The 18,372-nt window shown below is 60.8% G+C and carries 17 protein-coding genes and 1 pseudogene; 8 read left to right on the top strand and 10 right to left on the bottom strand.

Annotated elements, in window-relative coordinates:
• Positions 1-334 precede the first annotated feature (334 nt).
• Together ABIB90_RS31700 and ribB are read left to right on the top strand one after the other, a co-directional pair.
• On the top strand, positions 335-892 hold the full coding sequence (locus ABIB90_RS31700; protein WP_245285907.1) for an Lrp/AsnC family transcriptional regulator: 558 nt from the start codon (positions 335-337) through the stop codon (positions 890-892).
• Positions 893-1,034: 142 nt separating this feature from the next.
• Positions 1,035-2,111, top strand: coding sequence for a 3,4-dihydroxy-2-butanone-4-phosphate synthase (ribB, locus tag ABIB90_RS31695; RefSeq protein ID WP_007594472.1), 1,077 nt, complete (start codon positions 1,035-1,037; stop codon positions 2,109-2,111).
• Here ribB and ABIB90_RS31690 read toward each other — a convergent pair.
• Entirely contained in the window at positions 2,070-3,008 is a 939-nt protein-coding gene (locus ABIB90_RS31690) for an AraC family transcriptional regulator (protein ID WP_148754953.1), read from the bottom strand. The two genes, ribB and ABIB90_RS31690, sit on opposite strands and share 42 nt — an antisense overlap.
• Before the next feature lie 90 nt (positions 3,009-3,098).
• Here ABIB90_RS31690 and ABIB90_RS31685 point away from each other — a divergent pair, with 90 nt between their 5' ends.
• The 3 genes from ABIB90_RS31685 to ABIB90_RS31675 are packed head-to-tail and all read left to right on the top strand — an operon-like array spanning position 3,099 to position 6,282.
• Complete coding sequence (locus tag ABIB90_RS31685) at positions 3,099-5,168, top strand: FUSC family protein (RefSeq protein WP_354202067.1); 2,070 nt, start codon at positions 3,099-3,101, stop codon at positions 5,166-5,168.
• Entirely contained in the window at positions 5,165-5,383 is a 219-nt protein-coding gene (locus ABIB90_RS31680; protein ID WP_219679320.1) for a DUF1656 domain-containing protein, read from the top strand. Before ABIB90_RS31685 ends, ABIB90_RS31680 begins: the two co-directional genes overlap by 4 nt.
• The gene (locus ABIB90_RS31675; RefSeq protein ID WP_007594476.1) at positions 5,380-6,282 is read left to right on the top strand and encodes an efflux RND transporter periplasmic adaptor subunit; all 903 of its coding nucleotides are present in this window, start codon (positions 5,380-5,382) and stop codon (positions 6,280-6,282) included. Before ABIB90_RS31680 ends, ABIB90_RS31675 begins: the two co-directional genes overlap by 4 nt.
• 1,046 nt (positions 6,283-7,328) lie before the next feature.
• On the opposite strand, the pseudogene ABIB90_RS31670 reads toward ABIB90_RS31675, so the two are convergent.
• Positions 7,329-7,577 (bottom strand): annotated as a pseudogene (locus ABIB90_RS31670) (oxidoreductase dimerization domain-containing protein); the annotation flags it as partial.
• A 311-nt stretch (positions 7,578-7,888) separates the two neighbouring features.
• Here ABIB90_RS31670 and ABIB90_RS31665 point away from each other — a divergent pair.
• From ABIB90_RS31665 to ABIB90_RS31655, 3 genes are all read left to right on the top strand, one after another.
• Positions 7,889-8,617: a LuxR family transcriptional regulator gene (locus ABIB90_RS31665; RefSeq protein ID WP_354165215.1), complete on the top strand. Its 729-nt coding sequence runs from the start codon at positions 7,889-7,891 to the stop codon at positions 8,615-8,617.
• An 87-nt stretch (positions 8,618-8,704) separates the two neighbouring features.
• Positions 8,705-9,337 carry an acyl-homoserine-lactone synthase gene (locus tag ABIB90_RS31660; RefSeq protein ID WP_354164968.1) on the top strand — a complete coding sequence of 211 codons (633 nt, stop codon included), beginning with the start codon at positions 8,705-8,707 and terminating at the stop codon, positions 9,335-9,337.
• Positions 9,338-9,421: 84 nt separating this feature from the next.
• Positions 9,422-10,381, top strand: coding sequence for a LysR family transcriptional regulator (locus ABIB90_RS31655; RefSeq protein WP_354164965.1), 960 nt, complete (start codon positions 9,422-9,424; stop codon positions 10,379-10,381).
• Here ABIB90_RS31655 and ABIB90_RS31650 read toward each other — a convergent pair.
• The 8 genes from ABIB90_RS31650 to trbE form a co-directional block, all read right to left on the bottom strand.
• Positions 10,348-10,593, bottom strand: a complete 246-nt coding sequence (locus ABIB90_RS31650; protein WP_007594481.1) for a DUF2274 domain-containing protein — start codon at positions 10,591-10,593, stop codon at positions 10,348-10,350. The two genes, ABIB90_RS31655 and ABIB90_RS31650, sit on opposite strands and share 34 nt — an antisense overlap.
• A 3-nt stretch (positions 10,594-10,596) precedes the next feature.
• The gene (locus tag ABIB90_RS31645) at positions 10,597-11,808 is read right to left on the bottom strand and encodes a TraB/TrbI/VirB10 family type IV secretion system protein (protein WP_354164962.1); all 1,212 of its coding nucleotides are present in this window, start codon (positions 11,806-11,808) and stop codon (positions 10,597-10,599) included.
• Positions 11,805-12,839 carry a P-type conjugative transfer protein TrbG gene (trbG, locus tag ABIB90_RS31640; RefSeq protein WP_502917000.1) on the bottom strand — a complete coding sequence of 345 codons (1,035 nt, stop codon included), beginning with the start codon at positions 12,837-12,839 and terminating at the stop codon, positions 11,805-11,807. The genes ABIB90_RS31645 and trbG overlap by 4 nt, the downstream gene beginning before the upstream one ends.
• Positions 12,836-13,519: a conjugal transfer protein TrbF gene (gene trbF, locus ABIB90_RS31635; protein ID WP_354165209.1), complete on the bottom strand. Its 684-nt coding sequence runs from the start codon at positions 13,517-13,519 to the stop codon at positions 12,836-12,838. The genes trbG and trbF overlap by 4 nt, the downstream gene beginning before the upstream one ends.
• A gap of 100 nt (positions 13,520-13,619) precedes the next feature.
• Entirely contained in the window at positions 13,620-14,849 is a 1,230-nt protein-coding gene (gene trbL / locus ABIB90_RS31630) for a P-type conjugative transfer protein TrbL (RefSeq protein ID WP_354164959.1), read from the bottom strand.
• A complete protein-coding gene (gene trbK-alt / locus ABIB90_RS31625) occupies positions 14,846-15,202 on the bottom strand; it encodes a putative entry exclusion protein TrbK-alt (protein ID WP_354164956.1) in 357 nt (118 codons plus the stop codon). The genes trbL and trbK-alt overlap by 4 nt, the downstream gene beginning before the upstream one ends.
• Positions 15,202-15,933 carry a P-type conjugative transfer protein TrbJ gene (trbJ, locus tag ABIB90_RS31620; protein WP_354164953.1) on the bottom strand — a complete coding sequence of 244 codons (732 nt, stop codon included), beginning with the start codon at positions 15,931-15,933 and terminating at the stop codon, positions 15,202-15,204. The genes trbK-alt and trbJ overlap by 1 nt, the downstream gene beginning before the upstream one ends.
• The gene (trbE, locus tag ABIB90_RS31615; protein ID WP_354164950.1) at positions 15,930-18,371 is read right to left on the bottom strand and encodes a conjugal transfer protein TrbE; all 2,442 of its coding nucleotides are present in this window, start codon (positions 18,369-18,371) and stop codon (positions 15,930-15,932) included. Before trbE ends, trbJ begins: the two co-directional genes overlap by 4 nt.
• Between the last annotated feature and the right edge of the window lies 1 nt (position 18,372).

The raw sequence follows: 18,372 nt of genomic DNA, 5'->3' as shown, positions 1-18,372 counted from the left end.
CGATGGAGCGGCGGGCATTACATCTTGACCGAATCCGCGGATCAACGTCGGCCTGCATATCGCATAGGCAAAAAATGTATCAGAAGTAGGCAACTAACCTCCTGATCGCAATGCACAATGCGAAGGTTGACGGTTTTTCAATATAAGTCGATGATTTGTCGAAATCCCACAAGCGCAATTGCGGTTAGCTTTTACCACGCGATTGTCATCACCCCGCAAACGACGGTGATACGCGCTGCAGAAGACTGCCATAATTGGGAGATACGCGATGTCAACGACCTCTCTCGACAGAATAGATATCAAGATCCTCAACGAGCTCCAGCAGAATGCGAGCTTGACCAATGTCGAGCTCGCATCACGCGTGAATCTCTCGCCGTCGCCGTGTCTGGCACGCGTCAGAACACTCGAAAAGCTCGGTGTGATCGATCGACGGATCGCCCTTCTCGATCCCGCCGTGCTCGGCATTGGTGTAACGGCTTTCATCCAGATCAAGCTGGAAAAGCAGGTCCAGACGTCCCTCGAGAATTTCACACGATCCATCGACCGGCTGGCCCAGGTAATGGAATGCTATCTCATGACCGGTGAGAGCGACTACATGCTCCGCGTCATGGCGGCCGACATCGAAGATCTCGAAGACCTGATTGTCAACAAACTATCCCGCATCCCCGGCGTCAGCAGCATTCGATCAAATCTGGCCCTCAAGCGCATTTCGTACAAGACCGTGCTGCCGATCGACACCAATCGGCCGGTCACCGTCAAGGCTTGCGCCAACCCCTCGCGCCCTCTGGAGCGCTCACCAAGACCCCGATACGACCCAACTGGTCCTTTGCTGTCCGATGCGCCGATCGGGCTGGACACCAATCGTCCCAGCTACAGCGTGGAAAGACTATGAGGCGCCCCGCCATGCGCTCCGGCCAGTTGACAATAATGGTGAAGTTAAGATCGGCAGAGTGCTCGAGCGGCGCTGCGAGCCTGACAATCCGCACAAGACCCAACGCGAGCACCCGTCGGTTCCAGCGAGCAGAGCGACCGAGATGACGGGTGTGATCGAAGCGGCCCTGCAGGCGCTCGCCGACGGCGAAATCGTCGTGGTCACCGACGACGACGATCGCGAGGGCGAAGGGGACCTCATCGTTGCCGCCTCGCGGTGTACCGCTGAGAAGATGGCCTTCATCATTCGCCATACATCGGGAATCGTCTGCGCTCCGATTACCCTCGAAGACGCGAGACGCCTGCGGCTTGACCCGATGGTTGTCAACAACGACTCGGCTCACACCACGGCGTTCACCGTGTCAGTGGACTACCGGCCGGATAACGGTACGGGCATCTCGGCCGAAGAGCGGGCCTCGTGCTGCCGTGCACTCGCCAACCCCAACGCCGGCGCCGGCGATTTTTGCCGGCCGGGACACGTCTTCCCGCTGATCGCAAAAGAAGGGGGCGTACTCATGCGCTCGGGTCACACCGAGGCCGCCGTCGACCTGTGCAGACTGGCAGGTCTCGAGCCGGTCGGCGTCATCAGCGAACTGATGAACGACGATGGCTCGGTGATGAAGGGGCCGCAAGTCGCGGCGTTCGCCGACAAGCACAAGCTGAAACAGGTCACCATCGCAGACCTCATCAGCTTCCGGCAGGCCCGCGAGACGCTGATCGAGCGCGTCTCGAGCGTCACGGCGGAGAGCCCGATCGGCCCGCTCCAGGGCTATTCGTATCGCTCGCCGTTCGACCCAATTCATCACGTCGCCTATATCTACGGAGAACTGGGCGACGGCACCAACGTCCTTACGCGCTTCTACAAACCCAACATCCTGCGCGATTTGTTCTCGGGTCAGGAACAGGCCAAGATGAACGTCATTCTGCAACGCTTCAAGGATAATGGCAGCGGCGTGCTCGTCTATCTGCGCGACGGCGCGGCGGGCGTTCCGCCTGCGCCGCTAGGCCCGATCAGTTCGCGCGAAGACGACCGTAATCGGCAATGGCGCGAGATCGGCGTCGGCGCCCAGATCCTGCGGGATCTCAAGATCAGCTCCATCCGTCACCTCACGTCGTCGACGCATCACTTCAAGGGACTGTCAGGCTTCGGCATCGAGATCGTCCGAAACGAAGCGCTCTAACTCCAGCCATCCGCGTTGCGAAAGTCCATTAAGCGCGTCCCGCACCTCAGGCATCCGGCGAAGCTTGCAGTTCGTCTCGCGGCAGGTCTCCCCCGGGCCAGCCTGGCCGGCCTCGCGCTCGGAGAAGTAGCGCGCCGGCGATTTGCCAAGCGCCTTCTTGAACATGGTGATGAACGCACTCACCGACTCGTAGCCGAGCGCCTCGGACACGGACTGAACCGTGTTGCCAGCAGACAATTTCTGGATGGCGACGATGATCTGAAGCTGCTGACGCCAGCGACTGAAGGTCATGCCGGTCTCGGCGAGCACAATGCGCATCAGCGTCCGCTCGCCGAGCGCGACGGCTTGCGCCCACTCCGCCACGGTCCTACGGTCGGCCGGATTGTCCATCAAGGCATCGGCGATCATACGCAGTTTCGAACTCCGCGTGATCGGAAGATGCAGCCGTTCGGTCGGCATGGCGATCAACTCGTTGAGGAGCACCGCGGCGATCTGCGCGGGCGGGCCGTCGGGATCGTAGAGCGGGGGCAGCGTCGCCATCCGATGGATCAGCTCGTGCAACAGCGGTGAGATCGACAGCGTGCAGCATTCCTGCGGCACGCTCGCCGCATCCATGTCCACATAGAGAAACAGCAGGCTGGCGTTGCCGCTGACGCGATTGCTGTGGGGCATACCGCCGGGAATCCAGACGCCGCAGCGCGGCGGGACCATCCACAGGCCGCTCGGCACTTCGCACGTCACACCGCCGCGCTGGGCGAGGACGAGCTGTCCCTTGCGATGGATATGAACCGGCAGTTCGTCCTCCTGCTCCCGGGTATCCACCATGCCGGCCACGATCGGACGGTCCAAAATGTCAGGATCGAACCGCCGATAGTGCTGATAGAGCGTGCCGCGCATTGTCATCCTTTAGCAATTAATTGGCAGAATAACGAAATTCTCTCGACGCAGCAACGCCTATGGTCTCCGTGCTTCACGGACGATCACATCATGCCTTCACCATTTCTGTCTCGGCTTCTCGCAGCAGCAGCGCCCGGCCGGCTCGATCCGAAATGGGCGCTGTTCTCGGCGAACTCCTTCATCGCGGCAATACTCGCGATCTATTTTGCCTTCCGGCTCGGATTGGAGCGGCCGTATTGGGCGATGCTCACGGTCTATCTGACCGCACAGCCGTTCGCCGGCGCGGTTCGGTCACGCGCCGTCTACCGCTTTGTCGGGACATTGCTGGGCGCCTGCGCGGCGCTGGCGCTGGTCCCGATCCTGGTCGATCAACCCGCGTTATTGTCGGTTGCCGTTACCGCATGGGCCGGACTCTGCCTCTATATCTCCTTGCAGGACCGCACGCCGCGCAGCTATGCTTTCCTGCTGGCAGGCTACACCGCGACGACAATCGCGTTCTCGAGCGTCCACGTTCCGGCGATGGTATTTGTGACCGCGCTGTCGCGTGTCGAGGAGATCCTGCTCGGCATCGGCTGTGCGACCCTGGTGCACACCCTGCTGTTCCCGCGCGACGTCACTACTCCTGTGCTGAAATCCCTCTGCGCCGCATTGTCGGACGCCTTCGCCCGGACCACCGATGTGCTCTGCGCGCGCGTCGACAAGGCACCGAATACGGGGCGCTGGAAGCTCGCTGCGGGCATCACGCAAATCGAGATCCTGTCGACGCAACTGCGCTACGACACCGCCGCGAGCAAGCCGGACCTGCGCGCCATCGGTGCCGTGCAGGACCAGCTCGCATTGGTCTTGCCGATGCTGCTGTCGGTGGAGGACGGACTCGCCGCCTTGGGAGAGCGGCGCTCGGCCGAGTTGAACCACCTGCTGTCTGAACTCGCCGACTGGACACGTGCGTCAGAGCGATCACCGGCCACTTCCGACGAACTGATCAGAAAGTGCACATCGTTCGAAGCGACCTGTTGCAACGATCGCAGCGAATGGGATCGGCTGATCGAGGCCGGAACCGCGGCCAGATTGGCCACGCTGATCGAAGCGCTGGCTGCCGCGCGAAACCTGTCGCGCGCATTGCACAGCGGTGCTCACCCTGCCATTTGGAGCCAAGCTGGCCTGCGGGATCGACACGTGAGACGACGCCTGCACAGCGATCCCGGCCTTGCCGTTCTGTCGGTCGTCGCTCTTGGCGTCGCCGTGCTCGGCTGCTGCACGGTCTGGATCACGACGGCCTGGCCGGAAGGCGGCGTCGCCACGCAAATCGCCGCCATCGCCGCGGCGCTCTACAGCAGCCTCGACGATCCCGCGCCAACGCTGATTTGCTCCGCGCTCTGGACGCTGGCCTGCCTGCCGATCGCCGCGATCTACCTGTTCGTGATCTTCCCGGCCATCACCGGCTTTCCGATGCTGGTGTTCTCGCTGGCGCCGACCTTTCTGGTGATCGGCTATCTGCAGGCCAATCCCCGGCATTTCATCAAGGCGCTGGCGCTCGGTCTCGGACTGATCAGCGCGCTCGACCTCCAGAACAAATTCAGCGCCGACTTCGCTCTGTTCATCAATAGCAATGCGGCTGCGATGATCGGACTTCTCACAGCGTTCATCGCAATTCGATTGCTGCGTTCACTGTCGGCATCGGGAGCGGCGCAGCGTCTGCTGCGCCACGGCTGGTCCGATCTGGCGAGGCTGGCTGCTGCACGGCGGCCGATGAGCCGCGCCAGATGGACCAGCATCATGCTTGATCGATTCGGCATGGTGATCCCTCGGCTGGCTGGCGCGACGACGGACATCGCGGTGGAAGCCCGTCCTTTGGCCGCGCTGCAAATCGGCCTCGATCTGCTCGCGCTCAGGCAAGCCGCAGTGCACGAGGACGAGCGCAGCGACCCTGGCCTCCAGCAGCTTCTGCCGATGCTGTCGCAGGCATTCCGCTGGCTGGCCCGCGGCAACGCGAAACTGAAGCCTGACGATGCGCGCGCCCTTCTGGCCGCGATCGACAACGCGCTGTGCGACACGCGCAAAGACACGACCGCCTGCCAGCAGCGAACGCTCGCGCTGATCGGCCTGCGTCGGACGATGTTTCCGGATGCTCATGCTTTGTCCAGAAAGGCCATGCCATGAACGAGGAAATCGCCATTGCCGGCGCCTACGTTCCGACGTTTGCGCTGGCCTGTGCTTGTGCGCTCGCGGCCTGCTTTATCGCCTCCGCGGCCAACCGCAAATTCATCGGCGTCCATATTCGAAGGTATGCGTGGCACCCCGCGCTGTTCGACTTCGCCGTCTTCGTCATTCTGACCAAGATCTTCTACGCTGTTCTGGGAAAGCTGCCGCTATGACAACGATGAGTTCGATGTTTCCCCGCATGATGCTCACTGTCCTGATGGTGAGCGTCGCGGCACCGGTCGGCATCGGCATGTGGGAGCATTATGAGGCGGCGCCATGGACACGGGACGGCCGCGTCCGCGCCGACATCATCGCCGTTGCCGCCGATGTCTCCGGGCTGGTCGACGAGGTGCTGGTCCGGGACAATCAGGTCGTCCGCAAGGGCGATATCTTGCTGCGGCTGAATCCCGACCGTTTCCGCCTCGCCGTCCAACAAGCAGAGGCGTCTCTGGCCAACCGCGAAGCCGCCGCGGAGAAGGCAGCGAGCGACCGCGCACGATACGAGAAGCTGAGCGAAGGTGTCGTGTCGCAGCAACAGCGCGAGACGATCCGCGCTACGGATTTGCAAGCCAAGGCGCTTTATGGTGAGGCCGTGGCCGACCTTCAGATCGCGCGGCTCGATCTCGATCGATCCGAAATCCGGGCGCCCGCGAACGGCCGCGTGACCAATTTTGATTTACGGCCCGGCACCTATCTCGCCGCGGGGCGCGGCATCATGGCGCTGATCGACATCGACACCGTGCGTGTCGAAGGCTATTTCGAGGAGACCAAGATCCCGCGGATCCACGTCGGTGACGCCGTTGACGTGAAGCTGATGAGCGGAACGACGCTGAGCGGTCGGGTCGAGAGTATCGCTGGCGGAATCGAGGACCGCGATCGAAGTTTGGGGTCAAGCCTGCTCGCCAGCGTCAATCCATCGTTCTCCTGGGTCAGGCTCGCCCAGCGCATTCCGGTTCGGGTCCGCATCCCGCGCAAAGATGTCGATCGCCTGATCGTCGGAACGACTGCGACGGTGCAAGTCAATGTTGGAAACCGCAACGCACCGCCAAACACCATGGACGTTCTACGGTAACGCTCGGTAACGCGTTCAGCCGGAGCCAAGAAAATCTAATGAAAGCAAAGCTGAATGGCGCGCCCGGAACGATTCGAACGTCCGCCCCTTAGATTCGTAGTCTGGTCCGGAGCATAGAAACAACTAGCGTTTGTTACCGTAAGCGCAAGCAAGAATCGCGAAATAGCGCCGTTTGGCCGCGGCACCAGATGTAGCCAGACCTTGAGAAAGGGCCCGCCGATCGCGCCGGGCCAAGTAGAGGGAGGAAACGACAGATCGGATATCTTTCGCAAACGCCGAATGCAGAATTCGATCGCGGAAATCTAACGAACGACATCGGGCAGCCTACTATCGTGCACATCAGACCGCATTTTGTGCTGAAGTCCGCAGCTCTCAGCGCCATTTTCGGCATTTGACGCGAGGTACGATTTCGACTGCACCAAAAAGCGCGCGCGAAACTTGAAGGGTCCCGATCACCAGGCTCCGCACGTCCAGAACAGCTCATTTCATCGCCCGGCTCAGATCTCGCAATGCCCGCGCCGCCATACCTGCTTTTGCAATTCAGAGCTCCCAATCGCCGAGGGTTCTGCCGAGGATGACTGCCTGGGTTCGCGTTGCGATGATGAGTGTCCATTCCTTTAAATCGCGCGCTGACGAAATCGCGCCTATTTCCCGAGGTACTGTCCTCGATCGTCTCTACCTAGCGCGCGGAGCGTCTTTCTTCTGAAGCTCGACAGGTCGAACAGGAGCCTAGGCACTTTTTCCAGCGCCATCGCCTTGCCTTCGATTGCGAGATGTAGAACTCGCACCAATCTGGCAAGACCGAGTTCTACAAATGCGACCGAACATGCGGATCATTCCCAATCCTGAGCTGGCTGTCTGCAATGACGATGGATGCTGCTAGATCAGGTCTTCTCTCCAGAACGACGTATCGACATGCCGCGGCAAATTCCTCCTCCTGAACGCTCAAGGTACCTTGACCTCCCTCCGAGAAGTTCCCGCCATATTCGGGTCCCATATGAACGATCGGCAGCGAGACACCTGATGCAGGCTCATGTTTTGAATTTCTAGTGGCTCGCGCGCTTGGTCGACCTCTTCGCTCCCGGCAACACATCCGTGCAAACACCTTCGTACTTCGGCAGCAAGGCCTATTGTTTCTCCGAACGTCGGATGCGGATGAATGGTTTTGCTGATATCAATTGCATCGGCGCCCATCTCGATCGCCGGACAGATTCTCCGATCATGTCGCCAGCCTGCGGGCCAACGATCACACCGTCGATGATCCGGCGAGTCTCTTGGTCGATGATCAGCTTGGTCGGCAAACTGGCCTTTCTGGCCGGTCAACGCAGTGTCCCGGCACATGCAGGCCCCTGGCCAGTTGCATAGCCGCATCACATTCGGCGCTTTGGGGGTGACGGATGCGATTTCGGCACAAAATGCCGGGGTCGTTATGAGAATAGGCAAAGACAAACTGTACGAGACACGACGTTGTGGTGTTTGGTACAAGAGCGTTTTGCCCTGACTTCACTGGCCGCGAAGCGCGGCTCTTTGGTCACTTGTTGTGGGCACAATCAACGAATTGGGCGAGATCTCTGCTCTCGCACCATGCACGGCTTGCTTGGCAGCGATGCACCGCATCTTTCAAAATTTCATTGATCTCCTAGCGACCGCAGAAGATCTCCAAGACTTCTCCAAAGCCATGGCGGACACAGCGACCGCTTTGGACCTATCGTGTTTTGCCTATCTAGCTCTCCAGCACTCAAGCAAAGGCAAACCGCGCCTAATCTCTACATATCCATCGCGGTGGGTAGCACACTATCTACGAAGCAATTATCAAGTGCTTGATCCCGTCATCGGAGAAGCTCTTCGAAACCCCGAGCCCTTTCGATGGGGGGTTAATTTCAACTCGAAGTTCACATCGAAAGCACAGCATCGGCTTTTCGAAGAGGCCGCGGAATTCGGAATTCGGTTTGGCTTTACGGTGCCCATTCACGATGGCCACGGCCCCATCGCTGCATTGACCTTTGCCGTTGACCAGAGCCGCCCACAATTCGAACGGTTCATTGAATCGCATGGACGCGTTCTTCAGCTTATGGCGATGTATTTCCATGCTCATACCCGCCGAAAGCTAGCAAATGTACACGAAATAGAGGGGGCATGCCTATCCCCGCGCGAGTTCGAATGCTTGGAGTGGGCAGCTCGGGGCAAGAGCGCTTGGGAGATTGGATGCATTCTCGGCATCTCGCGCAACACGGTTGCCTTCTACCTAGAAGGCGCGAAGAAAAAACTCGGTGTTCGGACGATTGTGCAAGCGGTAGCCCGCTTAGCCGCCGTGAAAAGAAAAGGGCAAAATTAGGGGCGCAGCCCCCTACAACTACAGGTAATGACTTAAGACCCGTGATCCGCTCCAAAGGTGACGATGTACACACCCCTTGGAGGGACTATGATTCAGCTAATCACACCGTCCTTGTATGGCCAGTTCGCCGAAACTCTCGCCGAAATGCATCGGTTACGATATCGCGTTTTCAAAAATCGCATGGCATGGGACGTTCAGACCAGCGGCGACATGGAGATCGACGATTTCGATGCACTGCATCCCGCTTACCTAGTCCAGCTATGTGACAACGGGCAGGTGCAAGGTTCCGTACGCCTCCTCCCCACACTCGGCCCGACCATGCTTTGCGAAACCTTTCCTACGCTTCTTGAAAACCAACCCGCGCCGTCAACTCCTCTCGTTTGGGAAAGTAGTAGATTCGCAATCGATGTTGCTGCCGATGCTCCGAAGGGAGATCACGGTCTTACTCGTGCTGCTTACGAGCTATTTGCGGGAATGGTCGAGTTCGGACTCTCAAGACAACTCACTGACATCGTTACCGTCACGGACGTCCGTATTGAGCGAATCCTTCGACGAGCCAGTTGGCCCCTGCGGCGCATTGGCAATCCTTCCGCCATTGGCAACACCTTAGCCGTGGCCGGTTACCTCGAGATTTCGCGCGATACTCTGGCCAGCCTTCGTAAAGCCGGCGGGCTTTCGGCACCGGCCCTTTGGACGCCAGTAATCTCCGCGGCCGCATAGGACGATCCAGGCCAACAAACGATATGCCCGTCCCCGCCTAGAGCGGGGACGGGTATCTTGCGGTTCGCTTACCGAGCTATGAACATGGCGGAAATTGAGACCAGGAACGACCAGCGAAACGCAGCGAGAGCTATTGACCTGCAACAGCTTCGACTCGCGGTCGCCGCTTGTGACTACGGTAGCTTTCGACGAGCCGCGGAAGCGCTTTCAATCAAGCACACCGCGTTCAGCCGTGCTATCGGTCAGCTCGAGCACCTCGTGGGCACTTCACTGTTTGAGCGCTCAAGCGGGGGTATCAAGCCTACGTTGACCGGATGCGCAATTTTGCGCATTGCACGGCTAATACTGGAGCAGGTCGACATGCTCGTTGATGCCGGAAGGTCCGGTGGCCGCGGCGATACTGGCCATCTTGTCGTCGGTTTCTTCACATCCATGTCCACCGGCAATTTGCGAGCGACGATAGGTGAGCTCAAGAAGCTGCTACCAGGGCTTGAACTGGCAACGATGGAACGCTCACGCTTTCGTTTGATGACTGCCCTCGGTAACGGAACCGTCGACGTTGTCGTTAGCCCTGGACGTCCGGCTTCAAAGGACACAAGATCACTATTGCTCTGGAGCGAACGCATCCTGATCTCGCTGCCGCAGGATCATGTCTTGGCGGCACGCGAGATCGTCTATTGGACAGATTTGCGTAACGAAAAGATCCTTCTAAGTGAGTATGATCCAGGACGAGAGCTCGAGGATCTTTTGATTTCGAAGCTCGTACTACCCGACGATCGGCCCAAGGTAGAGCGCCATGACGTAAGCCGCGGCATTATCAAGAGTCTTACGAGTATGGGCATGGGGCTCAGTCTGGCTATGGAATCGGATATTGGCACAAGCTTCGCTGGCGTTGTGTACCGAGAGTTGCAGGACGGAACGGGACCAAGCCGGGTGGACTTCTATGCGCATTGGCGCGAAGACAATCAGAATCCGGCTCTGAAGCGTTTCCTCAATCTGTTGGCAGAACGCTATCCCTCGCCTCCGCCAACACCCGGGGCGTGACCGGCCCGTCTCGCTTTTGCAAATCCGCGGTCCGTGGCCATGAAGCGGGCCAGCATCGGCGCGACAAGCTTTGCCGGATCGATCCGCTGCCCGCTTTCGCGCGCCATGGCCTCCGCATAGGCGACAAGATCCCGATGCACTGATGCCGGAAGTTCAGTGGTGACCTTGACCGGTTTGTCGTCGGGCAGCGCTCCTATTCTAAGCTTTGGCATCTCCTACCCTCCGTAAGGCGCAAGTATAAGGTCACGATTGACGACAACGCGAACTGGGAAGCCGGGTCGCACGGTAAGAGTAGGCTGAATGTTGAGGCTGCGCCGAACTACCTGCTGCCCGGTTTGGTTCAGTGAATCCGAGGCGCCGTGGCGCAATGCCTGGATAATTGCGCTGTCGCTGCTGTTGGTGTCCGAACCGGCGCCAAGTTCAGTCCCGACCGCCAAGAAGGTCGATAGTGCCGCGGCCTTGAACAGTTCACCCCAATGATTGTCGACCTGGTCTTCGAGCCCGGCGTAGCCTGAGGCGTCTGCACCAGGCTGCCGCTCCAGAACAATTGAGCGGCCGTTCGGCATGATCAGCCGCGTCCAGACCAGCAGAACGCGGGACTGGCCGAACGAAACCTGGCTGTCATAACTGCCAATTAGCTTCGCTCCTTGTGGCACGAGCAAAAAGCGTCCGGTCGGAGTGTCGTATAAATTCTCCGTCACTTGCGCCGTGACTTGGCCGGGAAGGTCTGACCTAATCCCGGTGATCAACGCTCCTGGAATCACCGTCCCAGCCTGCACAATGTATGGTGAAGCGGGCCTGCTGACGCGGTCAGGGCTTACCGTGCGGCGATCCACAGAACCGTTCACAAACGCAATTTTTCGGTCCTGCGCGTTTTGCGCAGATCCATCCTCGCTGGTGCTCGATGCATTCGGCGGCAGGAAGCGCTCGCCTCCGGCTGCCGTAGCGGCGGGTGGACGCACCTCTCTCCCGTTGCTCGGAGCGAACAGATGGCTGATGCGGGCCGCCTCGCTCTCTTGATCCCGGCGTTGCTGTTCCGGATCACCACCGATTGTCGGCGACTGGCCTTGAGCGGCCAGGATCGGTCGACCGAGGTCGCCTGGGAGCGGCGGACCAAGCTGCGGCACGGTTTGGCGTGAAGCGCCCGTGTAGTCCTTCGGCAGCGCCTCGACTCCATCGGCAAGATTGTGATGATCCGTGCTATAGAGCTCGTCGGTCGTCTGGTTGCGTGGGCGATTGCTCTGGAGCGACCACAACACGGCTCCGCCGACGACAAGCAAGGCGACAGCGCTGCCGCCGGCGAGAACTTTGCGGGACAGTCGCGTGACCCGCGGAGGTTCGGCGCGCAGGCGGAAGCTCCTGGATTGCTCCTCCGGTGTTTGCGGGGGATTAGACCCGTCCCGATTGTTTTCATCCTGCGTGTTCATGATGACGGCCTCCCGTCAGTCCTGACAATTCTGACCTTCTGCTGGTGCTCACCGCCGAGCCGCAGTTCTGCGGCTGCAAACAGCCGGTCCACAATCAGCACATTGCCGTAGGCGCGATAATTGACGAGCTCGGTCTTGCCGTCCGGGCCGATGACGAACAACGGTGGCATCTCGCCCTGCACGATCCCTTGCGGGAATTCGATATAGACCTTTCGGCCGTCGTCATACGCCGCGAGCGGCCGCCAGGGTGGACTGTCGCCCTCGATCGCGTAACGAAACACACGCTGCGCCGGATCTGGAATTGCGGGTCTGAGGGCGACTGAGCGCGATCGTTCGCGAACGGTTTCCGGATAGTACCAGGCGACAGACGGCATGTACGGCCGCTCGCGAGAGCGGAGCTCGATCAGGTAGGTGCGCCGGTCGGTATTGACGACAAGATTGGTTTCGATCGACGCCCGGGTCGGCTTGACCAGGATGTGGACGCGACGGGTGTCGCCGCTACCACTTTCCGTATCGCCTACGACCCAGCGCACGGTATCTCCGGCCGCGATCGGTCCAGATCCCGTCAATTGCTCTCCCTCTTCCAGAGCGATGTCCGTGATCTGTCCGGGAGCGGCGTAGACCTGGTAGAGCGCCCCAGGGCTGAAGGCGTAAATCTGCGCCGCGTTGAAGTACCCTTTTTTGCGCGGCTCCACGCGCGCCGCGCTGTTTGCGGTCTCAACCCGGCTCACGGGTTCAACGTCTTCCTTGGCCCCTGATTTACCGCCGGGAACGGGTTTCCAGAGCGGCGGAACGTGAAGCGGGCGAGATCGGTCTTCGAGCGCCACTGGAGGCGCCGGCAATGGCGGGACCTCGGCGTCATAGCTGATTTCCGGCGGAATGTAGGTGGCACATCCAGCGAGGGCTGATGTGCCAAGCAGCAGGGCTGGTAAAAGGGCTCGCCTCAAACCCGCGAGCTTGCACCTGCGCGAGCTGAACCTGCGGTATTGGATCGGACCTTTTGAACTCATGTCACGCGTCGTCTTGATCACTGCCCCAGCTCCTTCGACCAGTTGATGGCGCGGACATAGACGCCAAGGGGATTCTTGCGCAGGCGTTCGGCATCGCGCGGCGTCTCGATTGCCACCGTGAGAATCGCGGTCCAGCGCTCGGTCGCACTCAGCGAGCCATTCTCGTAGATGCGTTGGGTCCATGCGACCCGGAAGCTCTCTGAAGACGCACGGATGACGCTCGACACATCGACGGAGATCTGCGCCTTGCCCAGCTTGGCAAAGGGGTCATTGTTGCGTGCAAAATCGTTGAGCGCGGCCGCGCCACGATCGGTCGTAAAGTCATACGCCCTAAGCCAATTCTGGCGCAGAACGATGCCGTCGGCCGGCAAGCCTCTGACGTCCTCGATAAAGCGCGCCAGGTGATAGGCGATCTGAGCATCTGTGGGCTGGTAATCGATGTTGGCTGGCGCGACACGTTGGGCCTGGCCCAGGCGATCAACCTCAACCACCCAAGGCGTGATCGATCCCTGTGCTGACTGCCAAACAAGTCCACCGGCCAGGCCGCCCGAGAGCATGAGGCAACCAAAGGCCATCAAGCGCCAATTCCTGGCCTGCACGCGCGCCGATCCAATGCGTTCGTCCCAGACCTGCGCTGCCTTTTGGTAGGGCGTGACAGGTTCGGGCATGCGCCCGTAGTGAACGGAAGGTCGTCTGAACATGGATAGTTGCCCCTGAGATCGAGTGATTGGCTTGAACTGGTGCGGCGTGCCGTTTGAGGCCCTGCTGGCGGCGGGCGGTAGATTGGCGGTTGGCTGGCTCTCAGCGCTCCCCTTCTGAGAGATCGACAGAAGAGCCGCTGCCGCCATGATCACCAGAGCGCACTGCCTGGCCGGCCGCCGACGCGCCGTGCCGAATGGTCTGGGCTCGCTTCATGCGCCGCGCCCAATCGGGCTGCCCCTCTGCGGACGTGCTCGCAGCCGGATCGCTCGCCTGCCCGCTGCCGGCGAATGCGGCCGCGGCTCGACGTAACGGGCTCATGAGCGTCGAGCCACCCGCCTCGGCGACACCAGCAAGACCGCCGGTTCGATACGCCGCGGATGTGCCGCTCACGATGGCAGCTCCACCGCGCCCCGCGCCTGCAAACGCACCACCAGCCAGACCAGCGCCACCGGCGGCAAGGCCGGCACCTGCCGCAATGACGCCGCCGGCAGCAAGGCCTGTTCCAATTGCGGCGCCGGCGCCGAGCTGCGGTCCGCCTGACACTAGCCCGTTTGCGATTCCCGGTCCGAAGATACCGAGGCCCAGCAGGGAGAGCGCCGCAAGCACCAGCGTCATCGCATCTTCGATTGTTGGCTGCGCGCCGCCAAAACCCGCCGTGAACTGTGAGAACAAGGTTGAGCCAATGCCGACGATGACGGCCAGGACCAAAACCTTGATCCCAGAGGATATGACGTTGCCGAGGACCCGTTCTGCCGCGAAGGCCGTCTTGCCAAACAGGCCAAAGGGAATGAGCACGAAGCCGGCCAACGTCGTGAGCTTGAACTCGATCAGCGTGACAAAGAGCTGGATCGCTAAAATAAAGAAGGCGAGCAGCACCACGACCCACGCGAACAAGAGAACGACAATCTGAACGAAATTCTCGAAGAAGCTGATGTAGCCCATCAGGTTAGAGATCGAATCGAGCATCGGCCTTCCAGCATCGAGCCCGACCTGAGCGATCTTTCCCGGTCGCAGGAAGTCTGATGCGGAGAGGCTTGAACCGGACGCTTTCAAACCAAGCCCGGCAAAGCTCTCGAAGACGATCCTTGCGAGGTTGTTCCAATTGCCAATCAGATACGCAAAGACGCCAACGAAGAGCGTTTTCTTGACGAGACGCGCGATGATGTCCTCGTCCGGCCCCCAACTCCAGAATAAGGCGGCAAGCGTGATGTCGATGGCGGCAAGCGTTGTCGCGAGATACCCGACCTCACCACCCAAAAGCCCGAAGCCGTTGTCGATGTAGCGGGTGAATGTCTCGAGGAACTGGTCGATGATGCCGGTGCCGCTCATGGCTTACCTTCCTCGGGCACCCGGGCGGGCGGATATCCTTGTGGCATCCGGCTCTGATCTTTCGGCACCGCTGTCACGCCGGTTTCTACAGCGGCAGCACCGTCCCGCCTGACAAAGAAGCGACGGCGGTTTTGGGCCCAGACCTTCTGACAATGCTGATAGTCCGCTGCATCTTCGAAGGAGACGGTGCGGCAGCGCGCAAGCTCGGAACGATCGATGTCTTTGGTCTGCTCTGCCGTTGGCGACGCAGAGGTCTCTTCCCCGCCACGGAGGTGAATTGCGCAGCCTGCGACCACCAGCACCCCGACTGAAATGAGTAGCGACAACGCCTTGAATGGGCCTGTATCGGTCATCAGTGGAACATCCGCACGTCCTGGGATTGATAGCCCTGCCCTGGCGTCAGAAATCGCCGGAGCTGTTCTCGTCCTTGGTCCTGGGCTGCCGCGCGCTGCGCCGCCTCAAGGCTCTGCGCCCTGCCCTGTGCCGCGACAGTGGCGGTGAGATCGGCAAGCTGCTGCGCCTGGAGCGCGAGGATCTGGTTGCCGGCCTGGGTCGCCTGGAGGGCGCCGCTGGCACCCTGGCTCGACGTCACCAGCGCCGATGTCTGGACGCGGTTGGTATCGAGGTTGCCGACGACACCAGCCTGGACCCGGAGCGCGTCCTGCAACGCCGCGACAGAATTCTGCCACCGCGATTGCGCATTGGTGATCAGCAATTGGCTGGACTGGCTGCCGTTCGCCGGCGCATAGCTGGTCGAGAACGCGCGGTCGATCTGCTGGACGTCGTAGGCGATCCTCTGGGCCTGGGCCAGCAATTGCTGAGTCCGCTGGATCGAGGATTGCAGTTGCTGCAGCGAGGAGTACGGCAGGCTTGCCAGATTCCTTGCCTGGTTGATCAGCATCTGCGCTTCGTTCTGCAACGAGGTGATCTGATTGCTGATCTGCTGCAGCTCGCGCGCGGCGGTCAGTACGTTCTGGACGTAGTTGTTGGGATCGAAGACGATCCACTGCGCTCCTGCGGGCGCCGCGATGCAAAGGGTCAGGGCAATGCTGCCAGCGGCGGCGAATAGACCAGGGCGCCTCATTGCGACTTCTCCAGATTGACGAGGCCGGGAATCAGGTCCGTGGCCCAGGCGACGCCGCGGTGCTGGAGCCAGGCCGGCACGAAGCCGTCGGATCCATGTTCGGCGAAGAGCTGTGCGATGGCAGCCTGGTCTGTCTTGGATGACGCTGCCGTGAAGGCGAGCGCAACCTCCCCCAGACCAAGCTCGAACATCCTGTTGCCCCGGCGCGACTGGCAGTAGTAGTCACGCTTGGGCGTCGCCCGGCTCAGAAGCTCGATCTGGCGATCATTCAGGCCGAAACGGCGATAGATCGCCGTAATCTGCGGTTCGATCGCCCGCTCGTTCGGCAGCAACAAGCGTGTTGGACAGCTTTCGATGATCGCCGGCGCGATCGCCGAACCATCGATGTCCGAAAGCGATTGGGTGGCGAAGATGACAGACGCATTCTTCTTGCGAAGCGTCTTTAGCCACTCGCGAAGCTGGCCGGCGAAATCGTCATCGTCGAGGGCAAGCCACCCTTCATCGACAATGAGAAGCGTGGGACGGCCGTCGAGACGGTCCCCAATGCGATGAAACAGGTACGCCAGCACGGCAGGCGCCGCGCTCGTTCCGATCAACCCTTCGGTCTCGAACGCCTGGACGGAGGATTCGCCAAGGCGCTCGAATTCAGCATCGAGCAGCCGGCCGGATGGTCCGCCCAGGCAATAGGGTTGAAGAGCACGCTTCAGGGAGTTCGATTGCAGAAGGACTGACAGGCCCGTAAGCGTACGTTCCTCCCTCGGTGCTGATGCGAGAGACGTCAGCGCCGACCACAGATGGTCCTTGACCTCCGGGGTGCTCTCGACCTTTTCGCGTGCCAGGATCGCACCAATCCATTCGGTGGCCCATCCGCGCTCGGAAGCGTCGTCGATCCAGGCCAACGGCTGCAGCGCGACGGCTTCATCGCCTCCATCAGACAAGGCACCACCGAGATCATGCCAATCGCCGCCCATGGCGAGCGCGGCCGCGCGGATCGAACCACCGAAGTCGAACGCAAACACTTGGGAGTTCGGGTAACGGCGGAACTGCATTGCCATCAGCGCCAGCAGGACCGACTTGCCAGCACCTGTCGGCCCCACCACCAGAGTATGGCCGACATCACCGACGTGGAGCGAAAACCGGAAGGGGGTTGATCCCTCGGTCTTTCCGAACAGCAGTGGCGGACCGCCAAAATGCAGATCTCGCGCCTCGCCCGCCCATACGGCCGACATCGGAATCATATGGGCGAGGTTGAGAGTCGACACCGGAGGCTGCCGCACATTGGCATAGACATGCCCGGGCAGACTGCCGAGCCAGGCCTCCACTGCGTTCACCGTCTCGATCATGCAGGTGAAATCCCGGCCCTGGATGACCTTCTCGACCAGCCGGAGCTTTTCATCGGCAGCATTGGGATCGCCGTCCCAGACGATTACGGTCGCCGTGACGAAGGCCTGCCCGATCTGGTCCGATCCCAGTTCCTGCAGGGCAGCGTCGGCATCAAGCGTCTTGTTATGGGCGTCGGTATCGAGCAGCGTCGAGGCCTCATTGGTCATGACCTCCTTGAGAATGGCCCCGATCGACTTCCGCTTGGCGAACCACTGGCGGCGGATCTTGGTCAAAAGCTTGGTGGCATCGGTCTTGTCGAGCATGATGGCCCGGGTCGACCAGCGATACGAGAATGGCAGGCGATTGAGGTCATCCAGAATTCCCGGCGTGGTCGCACCCGGGAAGCCAACGACGGTGAGAACTCGCAGACTGGCCGAGCCCAGCATCGGCTCGAGCCCGCCGGTCAGCGGCTGGTCCGCCAACAGCGCATCGATGTACATGGGAATTTCGGGCACGCGAACGCGATGCCGCCTGGTCGAAATCGTCGAGTGCAGATAGGTCAGCGTGGCCTGATCATCGAGCCATGCGCATTCAGGCATGAAGCCTTCCAGAAGCCCCAGCACGCGGCTGGTTTGGTCGACGAACCCGCGGAGCACCTCGCGAGCGTCTGCGCCAACAGAGCGATCGCGCCCCTCATAGAGCAGTTGCTCTGCCTTGGCTGCGCCCTCCTCCGGTGGCAGATAGAGGAAGGTCAGGAAATAACTGGACTCGTAGTGTGCACCCGCTTCTTCGAACTGGGCCCTGCGTTCTGCATCGACCAGCGCGGATGCGGCATCCGGAAAGATGCTCGGAGGATAGGCTCCCGCAAAATGGCGCTGCGCCTCGACAAATACGGCCCAGCCCGATCCGAGGCGGCGCAGGGCGTTGTTCAGACGGCCGGCGACGGCGACGAGTTCGGCCGGCACTGCGCTGTCGAGGTCGGGGCCGCGGAATTTCGCCGTTCGTTGGAACGAGCCATCCTTGTTCAGGACGATGCCCTCATCGACCAGGGCGGCCCAAGGCAGGAAGTCGGCAAGACGCGCGTTGGAATGACGATATTCGGCAAGGTTCATCATG

This window comes from Bradyrhizobium sp. JR4.1, assembly GCF_040548605.1.
GTDB classification, from domain to species: Bacteria; Pseudomonadota; Alphaproteobacteria; order Rhizobiales; family Xanthobacteraceae; genus Bradyrhizobium; species Bradyrhizobium canariense.
Note: the sequence above shows the minus strand (reverse complement) of the source record. Positions and strands in the feature narration are given on the sequence as shown.

Coding starts and splice junctions, on each gene's coding strand:
- ABIB90_RS31680 (WP_219679320.1), top strand. CDS start 5,165: ATGAACGAGGAAATCGCCATTGCCGGCGCCTACGTTCCGACGTTTGCG.
- ABIB90_RS31690 (WP_148754953.1), bottom strand. CDS start 3,008: ATGCGCGGCACGCTCTATCAGCACTATCGGCGGTTCGATCCTGACATT.
- trbL (WP_354164959.1), bottom strand. CDS start 14,849: ATGAGCGGCACCGGCATCATCGACCAGTTCCTCGAGACATTCACCCGC.
- ribB (WP_007594472.1), top strand. CDS start 1,035: ATGACGGGTGTGATCGAAGCGGCCCTGCAGGCGCTCGCCGACGGCGAA.
- ABIB90_RS31650 (WP_007594481.1), bottom strand. CDS start 10,593: ATGCCAAAGCTTAGAATAGGAGCGCTGCCCGACGACAAACCGGTCAAG.
- trbF (WP_354165209.1), bottom strand. CDS start 13,519: ATGTTCAGACGACCTTCCGTTCACTACGGGCGCATGCCCGAACCTGTC.
- ABIB90_RS31675 (WP_007594476.1), top strand. CDS start 5,380: ATGACAACGATGAGTTCGATGTTTCCCCGCATGATGCTCACTGTCCTG.
- trbE (WP_354164950.1), bottom strand. CDS start 18,371: ATGATGAACCTTGCCGAATATCGTCATTCCAACGCGCGTCTTGCCGAC.
- ABIB90_RS31645 (WP_354164962.1), bottom strand. CDS start 11,808: ATGAACACGCAGGATGAAAACAATCGGGACGGGTCTAATCCCCCGCAA.
- ABIB90_RS31660 (WP_354164968.1), top strand. CDS start 8,705: ATGATTCAGCTAATCACACCGTCCTTGTATGGCCAGTTCGCCGAAACT.
- ABIB90_RS31685 (WP_354202067.1), top strand. CDS start 3,099: ATGCCTTCACCATTTCTGTCTCGGCTTCTCGCAGCAGCAGCGCCCGGC.
- ABIB90_RS31655 (WP_354164965.1), top strand. CDS start 9,422: ATGGCGGAAATTGAGACCAGGAACGACCAGCGAAACGCAGCGAGAGCT.
- ABIB90_RS31665 (WP_354165215.1), top strand. CDS start 7,889: ATGCACCGCATCTTTCAAAATTTCATTGATCTCCTAGCGACCGCAGAA.
- trbK-alt (WP_354164956.1), bottom strand. CDS start 15,202: ATGACCGATACAGGCCCATTCAAGGCGTTGTCGCTACTCATTTCAGTC.
- trbJ (WP_354164953.1), bottom strand. CDS start 15,933: ATGAGGCGCCCTGGTCTATTCGCCGCCGCTGGCAGCATTGCCCTGACC.